7 protein-coding genes and 1 pseudogene are annotated in these 9,114 nt (G+C 40.5%); all 8 read left to right on the top strand.

What is annotated here, in order from left to right; translation table 11 throughout:
* The first annotated feature begins 703 nt into the window (after positions 1-703).
* Complete coding sequence (locus BM294_RS11430; protein ID WP_242944521.1) at positions 704-1,834, top strand: MFS transporter; 1,131 nt, start codon at positions 704-706, stop codon at positions 1,832-1,834.
* 344 nt (positions 1,835-2,178) lie between these two features.
* Complete coding sequence (locus BM294_RS11425; protein WP_091208312.1) at positions 2,179-3,069, top strand: DUF3737 family protein; 891 nt, start codon at positions 2,179-2,181, stop codon at positions 3,067-3,069.
* A 151-nt stretch (positions 3,070-3,220) separates the two neighbouring features.
* On the top strand, positions 3,221-3,595 hold the full coding sequence (locus BM294_RS11420; protein ID WP_091208309.1) for a MerR family transcriptional regulator: 375 nt from the start codon (positions 3,221-3,223) through the stop codon (positions 3,593-3,595).
* Between the two features lie 18 nt (positions 3,596-3,613).
* Positions 3,614-3,767: pseudogene (locus BM294_RS15730) on the top strand (iron-containing alcohol dehydrogenase); the annotation flags it as partial.
* A gap of 172 nt (positions 3,768-3,939) precedes the next feature.
* Positions 3,940-5,094, top strand: coding sequence for a BMP family lipoprotein (locus BM294_RS11415; RefSeq protein ID WP_091208306.1), 1,155 nt, complete (start codon positions 3,940-3,942; stop codon positions 5,092-5,094).
* Positions 5,095-5,257: 163 nt separating this feature from the next.
* The gene (locus BM294_RS11410; protein WP_091208303.1) at positions 5,258-6,805 is read left to right on the top strand and encodes an ABC transporter ATP-binding protein; all 1,548 of its coding nucleotides are present in this window, start codon (positions 5,258-5,260) and stop codon (positions 6,803-6,805) included.
* The gene (locus BM294_RS11405; RefSeq protein WP_091208301.1) at positions 6,802-7,929 is read left to right on the top strand and encodes an ABC transporter permease; all 1,128 of its coding nucleotides are present in this window, start codon (positions 6,802-6,804) and stop codon (positions 7,927-7,929) included. Before BM294_RS11410 ends, BM294_RS11405 begins: the two co-directional genes overlap by 4 nt.
* Positions 7,926-8,888 carry an ABC transporter permease gene (locus BM294_RS11400; protein ID WP_242944520.1) on the top strand — a complete coding sequence of 321 codons (963 nt, stop codon included), beginning with the start codon at positions 7,926-7,928 and terminating at the stop codon, positions 8,886-8,888. Before BM294_RS11405 ends, BM294_RS11400 begins: the two co-directional genes overlap by 4 nt.
* The last annotated feature ends 226 nt before the right edge of the window (positions 8,889-9,114 follow it).

The following is a 9,114-nucleotide window of genomic DNA, read 5'->3' as shown; positions in this document are numbered from 1 at the left end:
AAGATGGTAAGACACGGATCATCTCCGTTGCGATATGTCTTGCTAAACTGCTGTCTTCCTTTAATTCGCTTCGATATGACTTTTGCAACTTACTATGCCAAGAAACGTCAAGAAGGAAAACCTCATCGGGTAGCTATAACCCATGTTGCAAAGAAGCTTTTACGAGTTATCTTTGCTTTAGAAAAGCAAAACATAGACTTCAATTCTCAGAAACTTCGCTAACATCAAAAGACCGGAAATCCAGTCACCATCTGAAATACGGTGTATTCAGATGGTTTATTAAAGTTACCCTCAAACCAATAATTTCAAAATTTTGTTTAAAACCTATTGACTACTAATAGTTTGTCACCTCCAACTAATAAGCGATATCGTAATAATTATCGTATTATTATATATGTTTGTCGAGAATCATTCTAAATTGCAGCAGATTAACTTATGGAGGACACCTGTGAATATTGAAACGGTGTATATATGGTATACATACAGCTGCCCTCACTGTGGAGCTGCAATTAATAAAAAGCAGAACCATAGGCAGTGACAGTCATAAACCGGAACATTTCGGTGCATATATTAAAGAAACGATGAAGGAATTAAGACAGATAGGTTTCGAAAACATATGTACATTTAAGAAAATGCAGCCGGAGTTTCATCGTATTAAGGAGTAATAAACAGCATGGGATCTTTGTTATTAGCAGTTATATACTTGATTTTTATAAGCCTGGGACTACCTGATTCTCTTTTGGGATCAGGCTGGCCGAAGATGCAGGTGGTGTTCGGAGTACCATCTTCATATGCCGGATATGTATCAATGACGATTTCATTCATGACCATTATTTCAGCTCTTTTAAGCCCTAAAATTATAAAAAGGTTTCACACTAAGTGGATTGTCATCTTTTCGATATTCCTTACTATCATTGGTCTTCTTGGTTTCTCTATTTCATGGCAGTATGCGATGTTATTTTTATTCGCCATACCTTACGGACTTGGAGCCGGAGCCATAGACGCGTCGGTGAATCACTATGTGGCCAATAACTATTCCGGTTCGGTAATGAATTTTCTTCATTGTTTCTACGGAGTAGGAGCAGTTATAAGTCCGTCCATCATGGCACTGGCTCTGAAATACGCAAGATGGAACGAAGGGTACAGGTGGACTGCGTTTGTTCAGATGGGAATACTTCTGGTATGCATTCTATCGTTTCCTCTCTGGAAGAGGAATGAATCAGGAAGTGATGAAGAAGAGCTAAGGAACAGCGCCGGTATAAGAGAATCATTAAAGGTTCCCGGAGTAATACTGACACTTATTGCGTTCTTCGCATATTGCTCAGGAGAGGCAACATGCTTTTTATGGACACCAAGCTATTTTGCAGAAACCAGGGCAGGGCTTTCGGATGAACTTATAGCCTCTTTCGGATCACTGATTTTCGGTGGACTCATGCTTGGAAGACTCATCTCAGGATTTATCTCGAATAGACTGGATGACAGACTTCGTATCAGGATAGGTATTTTTGTAGAGCTATTTGGTATTATACTGGTTTTAATGCCATTATCCGGATATCATGTTGCAGCGGTGGGATTTGTGATAATCGGAACAGGAATGGGACCTGTTTATCCTGCAATCCAGCACATGGCACCTGCCAATTTTGGTCAAAGATATTCAGCTGCAGTGATAGGATTGCAGATGGCATCAGCCTATGTTGGCAGTACTTTTATGCCAATGGTATTTGGTCTCTTACAGCAGGCAGTCGGAATAGGAATTATGCCTGTATATTTACTTCTTTTTGCAGTGATGAATATAGTATTTTTAGAGCGGACATATAAGGTGCTAGTTAAGTGATCCTAAGTTTCTTTATTTTTATTCGGTAGAAATTGACTCGGTGGAAATCGAATAAAATAAGATCAGGCTGATAAAATGATTAATGCTAAATAAATGATTTTGTGTGATGTATCAGAAGAGAGTGGCAAATGTTTTTGCCACTCTCTTCATTTTAGAATTATTTTAGAAATTAAAAAGCGAAAAAAGATTGACCTGGAGTGAGCTCCAGGGTGTAGGATGACCATACAGAAACCGATATGAGGCAGTAAAAAATGACAACATTTTTACAGAGCCGATTAGATTAGTATCTGTATATCTGATATCACAGCTTAAAAAGCGTTAATAAATGAGGTAAGAAGAAATAAATGAAAGATATGATCATAAAGAACAAGACATTTGATGAAGAGAGAGCTCTTTACGGAAGCAGAGATATCCTTGTGGAGGGCTGCAGGTTTGATGGTCCTGCAGATGGAGAGAGTGCCTTTAAAGAGAGCAAAAACCTTGTGGTGAAGGATAGCTACTTCAACCTCAGATATCCGTTTTGGCATGATGATGTGCTTACGATTGAAAACATTGAAATGACTGAGAACTGCAGAGCGGCCCTTTGGTATACAAATGATGCAGATATTCAGAATTCAAAAATGCACGGAATAAAGGCACTGAGGGAATGTTCTGATATAAAGATAGAAAACTGTGAAATCATTTCTCCCGAGTTTGGATGGTCAGTAAAGAATATCAGTATGAAGGATACCGATGTTCAGAGTGAATATTTCATGATGAGATCGGAGCGACTTGAGTTTTCGAATGTGACCCTCAAGGGCAAATATTCTTTCCAGTACATTACGGATTCTGTTTTTGAAAACTGCAATTTTGATACAAAGGATGCCTTCTGGCATGCAAAAAATGTTGTTGTAAGAAATAGTATCATAAAGGGTGAATACCTCGCATGGTACTGTGAAAACGTCACCTTTGAAAACTGTACCATCATAGGGACTCAGCCTCTTTGCTACTGCAAGGGACTAAAGCTTATAAACTGCAAAATGATCGATACTGATCTTGCTTTTGAGAAGTCAGATGTGGAAGCAACCATAACAACTCCGATGATAAGTATCAAAAATCCTCTTTCGGGTACCATATCGGTTCCCGAGGTTTCAAAGATCATCAGAGATGATGAGAATTCCAACGGAAAGATCATAGTAGGCGGAAAGGAAAATTGCGCCTGCTCAGACGAAGTTTGTAATACAGGAGCCGAATAGGGAAACGTTGATTAAAGCATTTCCGTGGCTGGATTTTCGATGCGAAGCATCAGCTTTCTTTGAAAATCCGTGCCCCGACGCCGGAGGCTCGGAACTGTGTATCAGAAATAAAAAGCAAAAGACATTCGTTTATAGGAGAGGAGATAGAGCCATGACTATCAAAGAGGTTTGTGAGAAGTACAATCTGACTCCGGATACACTTCGGTATTATGAGCGTGTGGGTGTTATCCCGGAAGTTACACGAACAGCCGGAGGAATAAGGGATTATCAGGAAACTGACATAGGATGGGTGGAAAATGCCGTCTGTATGCGCGATGCCGGGGTTCCGGTAGAAATGCTGATAGAATATGTGAGGTTATTCCAGGAAGGTGATCACACCATAGATGCCAGAACAAATCTTCTTAAAGAAGTAAGAGAGCAGATCCTGGAAAACAGGAAGAAGTATGATATCGCGCTGGAAAAACTTGAATACAAGATAGGCAGATATGAAATAGCACAGAAAACAGGAAAACTTACCTGGGAATAAATTTAGGAGGACAAAGAAATGTCAGGAAATTTCAGTTACAAGAATGCAACAAAACTCTATTTTGGAGATGAATCTTTGAAGTTTTTAAACGAGGAACTTCCAAAGTACGGGAAATGTACAGCTTATTTATGGTGGAGGATCTGTAAAGAAGAATGGTATCTATGATGCAGTATAGTCATAAACATACCTACTGAAGTAAAGCATTGGCATGGTGAAAGAGCCTCTCAGATTCAATGACGGCTCACACGGAATATTCGTCTTATATATTGGAACATTGCAGTCGAGAAAGATAGTGTATGGTTTTTATATAGTTCATCATAATAATATAGAGAGGGTGACGTGCTATGAAAAGAAGATTTCTATCAGTATTTATGTGTGTTGCAATGGCAGCAGCTCTTACAAGCTGCGGTGGAAGCGCGAAACCAACTGACAAAGCCGGAGATAAATCAGAAGAAAGCGGACTTAAGATCGCGATAGTTAGTTCTCTGACAGGTGTGGATGATGGTTCCTTTAACGAAGAGAACTACAATGGAATTCTTAGTTTTATTGATGCACATCCGGGGTCAACGGTGACACCGGTTCAGGAAAATACAGGAGCTGCAGATGCAGCTGTTAAAGCTGTTGAAGATATTGTCGTAGACTATGATGTGCTGGTATGCGATGGTTTCCAGTTTTCAGGAATCGGTGAAGTAGCTGCTGATAATCCTGATAAAAAATTTGTTCTGGTTGATACATTCCCTACAGATGCAGAAGGAAATGAAGTCGAACTTGATAATGTCTATGGCATGACATTTAAGGAGCAGGAAGCCGGCTTCCTTGCAGGAATGGCTGCGGCACTTTCTACCGGCACAGGAAAGGTTGCGGTTGTAAATGGTGTGGCAATACCGACAAATGTAAATTATCAGTATGGGTTTATGTCGGGAGTTAATTATGCAAACAAGCATTATGGGACCGGTGCGGAAATAGTTGAACTGGCTTCATATTCCGGCACCGATGTTACAGGAACAAATGTAGGCGGTAACTACATAGGTTCTTTTGCAGATCCGGCAAACGGTAAGGTTGTAGGAGATGCTCTGATCAAGGAAGGCTGCGATATCATCTTCGTTGCAGCCGGTGCTTCAGGAACAGGAGTTCTCACAGCAATCAAGGAGAGTTCTGCAAAGGATTATATGATAGGCTGTGATACTGACCAGTATGATGATGGTGTTAACGGAAGCGATAATGTAATGCTTACTTCGGCACTCAAAATAATGGGCGCTAATGACAAAAAGATTCTGGAGACAATTCTGGATGGCTCTTTCAAAGGAGGTAATTACATTCTTGGAGCAGATACGGATTCTGTAGGATACGTAAAAGATTCTTCAAGATGCCAGCTTTCCCCGGACACAATTGAGAAGATAGATAAAGCCTATGAGCTGATTAAAAACGGAACCATAGTTCCCGCAGCCAATTTTAACGACATGACACCTGACAATTTCACAGGACTTGACGCTGAGTGATCAGTCAGTGGAGAAGGTTCTCCCACTGGTCGTCGGTCTTCAATAGAGACATTTCCTATCGGATATCCTGTGATAATGATGAGACCGATGATATCGGACGCTGACAAGATAGTCCGCGTCCGTTTTTTTCTTTACAGATAATGATAAAGGGAGGTGCAGTTTAATGGATTCGGAATACATAATCGAGATGAAGCATATAACGAAACGCTTTCCCGGGATCGTTGCAAATGACGACGTTTCTATAAACATAAAAAAAGGAGAGATATATGCTCTTCTGGGAGAAAACGGTGCCGGTAAATCTACACTTATGAGTATTCTGTTTGGTATGTACGAACCTGATGAAGGAGAGATATTTATCCGGGGCGAAAAGGTAAAAATAACCTCACCCCGTCATGCAACAAAAATCGGTATAGGTATGGTACATCAGCATTTCAGACTTGTATCAAACTATACAGTTGCGGAGAATATAATTCTCGGTTCTGAACCCCAGGATAAGATTATTGGCTTCATTCCACATGTAAATATAAAAAAAGCCAATCAGGACATAGCTAAGCTTTCGGATAAATACGGACTTAAGGTTGAACCCACCGCAATTATCAGTGATCTTAATGTTTCAACCCAGCAGAGGGTGGAGATACTTAAGATGTTGTACAGAGATGCAGAGATACTTATATTTGATGAACCAACCGCTGTGCTTACACCTCAGGAAATAAAGTACCTTCTTGATATAATCAGAGGACTTCGTGATGGTGGAAAGACCATTATCATTATCACTCATAAGCTTGAGGAAATTAAATCCATTGCTGACAGATGTGCCATCCTTAACAGAGGAAGGCTGATTGATGTCCTAAATGTTCCGGAAGCTTCTACCGCAGAACTTGCGAGACTTATGGTTGGCAGAGATATATCCTTTACTTCTGATAAGAGCGAAGCAAAACCGGGAGAGGTAGTTCTCAAGGTTGAGGGACTTACTGTATGTAACGAAGTTGGCTATGAGGCGGTCAAGGAAGTTTCTTTCGAAATTCATGCAGGTGAGATATTCGCTCTTGCAGGAGTTTCCGGAAATGGTCAAAACGAACTGGCAGATGCTATAGCCGGATTAAGAAAGACTAAAAACGGAAGCATACAGCTTTCAGGAAAAGATATAACTTCTTATTCCATAAGAAAACGAACAGAAGAGGGAGTGGCTTATATCCCTGAAGACAGACACAATGTAGGACTTGTTCTTGGTTTTGATCTCAAGAATAATCTGGCACTTAAAGAGTACTATCGGCCCAAAATGTCACATAACTCGCGCCTTGATCTAAAGGTAATGGCAGAAAACGGAGAAAAGCTTATAAAGGATTATGACATAAGGAGCAGTAAAGGTGTCAATACTGTTGTTCGTACCATGTCGGGAGGTAATCAACAGAAGGCTATAATAGCCAGAGAACTTGAATTGAAAACTCCTCTAATCATATTTATGCAGCCGACAAGAGGGCTTGATATAGGTGCCATTTCAAACATTCACAAACAGATTATTGCCGAAAGGGACAGAGGAGCTGCTGTACTGCTTATATCTCTTGAACTTGATGAAATAATGGATTGTGCAGATACCATCGGGGTTATATTCGATGGAAGAATAAACCGTATTGCGAAGGCTTCAGATCTTACTATAGATGAAGTAGGAAGATTTATGATGGGTGTTGGGAATCGAGGTGAGAGTGCATGAAAAAAACACTGATAAGGCTTCTTGGCGGAGAGAAGTTACAAATGGTCAGAATATCCCTGTTTTCAATTTTCATAAGTCTTCTGGTTGGAGCGATAATTTTCCTGGCACTGGGAAAAAATCCGTTTTCGGCATATGGCAATCTTCTTCAGGGGTCAGGACTGTTTCTGAAGCAAAAATATGCAGGGCGTCAGAATATGTTTACCGATTTCATGGGATTCCTGGATACTCTTACACCTATGATATTTGCAGCTCTGGCTGTTGCGGTTGCACTTAAAGCAGGTCTGTTTAATATCGGTGTTTCCGGAATGATGCTGGCAGCCGGATTTGTTTCAACTATAACTGTTGGATATTCCTCACTTCCTGCCCCTTTTGCCAGGCCACTGGTACTTATCATAGGCATCATTTCCGGTGCGCTGGTCGGTGCGCTGATAGGATGGCTGAAGTATAAGTTCAATATTAATGAAGTTGTTTCGTCCATAATGATAAATTATACACTTATGTATATATTTACATTTTTTATAAACACATTTTTCCTGGATCCGGTTTCAAGGCAAAGCGTAGTAATCACCGAAGAAGCAAGGCTTACACTGGTTAATATCAAAGCCCTTGGTCTTAAATTTGATATACCGCTTGCCTTTCCACTCGCCATTCTGGCATCCATCTTTGTCTGGTATTTGATAAACAGGACAACAACAGGATTTGAGATACAGGCTGTAGGACTCGGGAAAAAAGCTGCAAGATATGCAGGCATCAGTATTTCAAAGAATATGATACTGGCCATGACAATCTCCGGTGGTCTTGCAGGACTTGCCGGTGTTACCTACTTCTGTGGTTTCAATGCATCAATACAGCCTGGAGTGGTTCCGGGCATGGGTTTCAATGCCATAGCCGTGGCACTCCTTGGATGCAGTGACCCCATAGGATGTATATTTGCATCTTTCCTGATAACTATAATATCCAATGGATCCATATATATGAGTTCGCAGCAGGGAGTTGAAATAGAAATAGCTGACCTTATAACTTCAGTGATACTGATATTTGCTGCCTGCTCGGAATTTCTCAGGATATATATCGAAAAGATAAGCATGGAGCTTAATGATAAAAAGGATGTGGAGAGAGTATGATAGATAACATTATTATAGACGGTCTTGCTTTTGCACTTCCCATGTTCATAATGGCAATAGGTGGAATATTCAGTGAAAAGAGCGGCATAACCAATCTTGCACTGGAAGGACTGCAAGGGGTCGGCGCTTTCTTTGGAGCCTTTACCGCAGTGCTTCTGATGCAGCAGTTTGGAGGTTCCTCCCAGGTTCCCTATTACGCTTCCTTTTTTGCTGCGATATTGGGAGGAATGCTTTTTTCACTGGTTCATGTGCTGTTATGTATAAAGTTTAAAGCCAATCAGGTTATCAGCGGTGTAGTAGTAAATATTCTTGCGACAGCACTTACAAGCTTTCTGACAAAACGTATAAATGAAAGTATATTTGGTAAGGCTTCAAATAAGTTTGTCCTGGGAACAAGTGCAAGATTTTCCGTTCCCGGCATTTCCCGGATTCCTGTAATCGGTGCATTTTTCAGAAATGTATATCCGTTTGAAGTGATTATAATTATTATTGCCGTAATCATGTGGTACATAATGTATAAAACACCTTTTGGAATGCATCTAAGAGCTTGCGGAGATAATCCTCATGCGGCAGATGCAGCCGGAATAGATGTTAACCGCATAAGACTGCTTTCCGTAATTATCTCCGGTGGTCTTTCAGCAATTGCGGGAATGAGTTATGCCTATTCAATAACAGCAAACTTTTCGCCGGATATCTATCTCGGATTAGGATATCTTTCCATCGCAGCTCTCATATTTGGCAACTGGTCCATACTTCCCACACTTGAAGCCTGTCTGATTTTTGGTTTTGCCAGAAGTGGCGGTCAGGTGCTTATCCAACAGCTGGGCATGCCTTCGACATTTAATGATCTCGTAAGGATAATACCTTACATAGTGACACTGATACTCCTGGTATTCTTCAGTAAGCATAACAACAGTCCACGTGCATTGGGAGAAATCTACGATAAAGGAAAACGATAGGTTTTTTATTGTTATAGTCATAAACTATAGCAAAATATCATTAAAACCTAGTAGACAGGTAGGGATTTAAGCATTATAGTACTATACATGAAGTTCAGAAACAAATCAAAAAGGTTTCGAACTTGAATATCTGTTGGCTAAAGAATAATAGGCCGACTGAACATCAGTACCAAAAACAGGATGGTCTGATAGACTAAGGAAAGGAGTGGCAAAGATATGACATCAT

This window comes from Oribacterium sp. WCC10 (genome assembly GCF_900113415.1).
Lineage (GTDB): Bacteria > Bacillota > Clostridia > Lachnospirales > Lachnospiraceae > Oribacterium.
The sequence above is the reverse complement of the archived record's forward strand: the minus strand, read 5'-3'. Positions and strand labels throughout refer to the sequence as shown.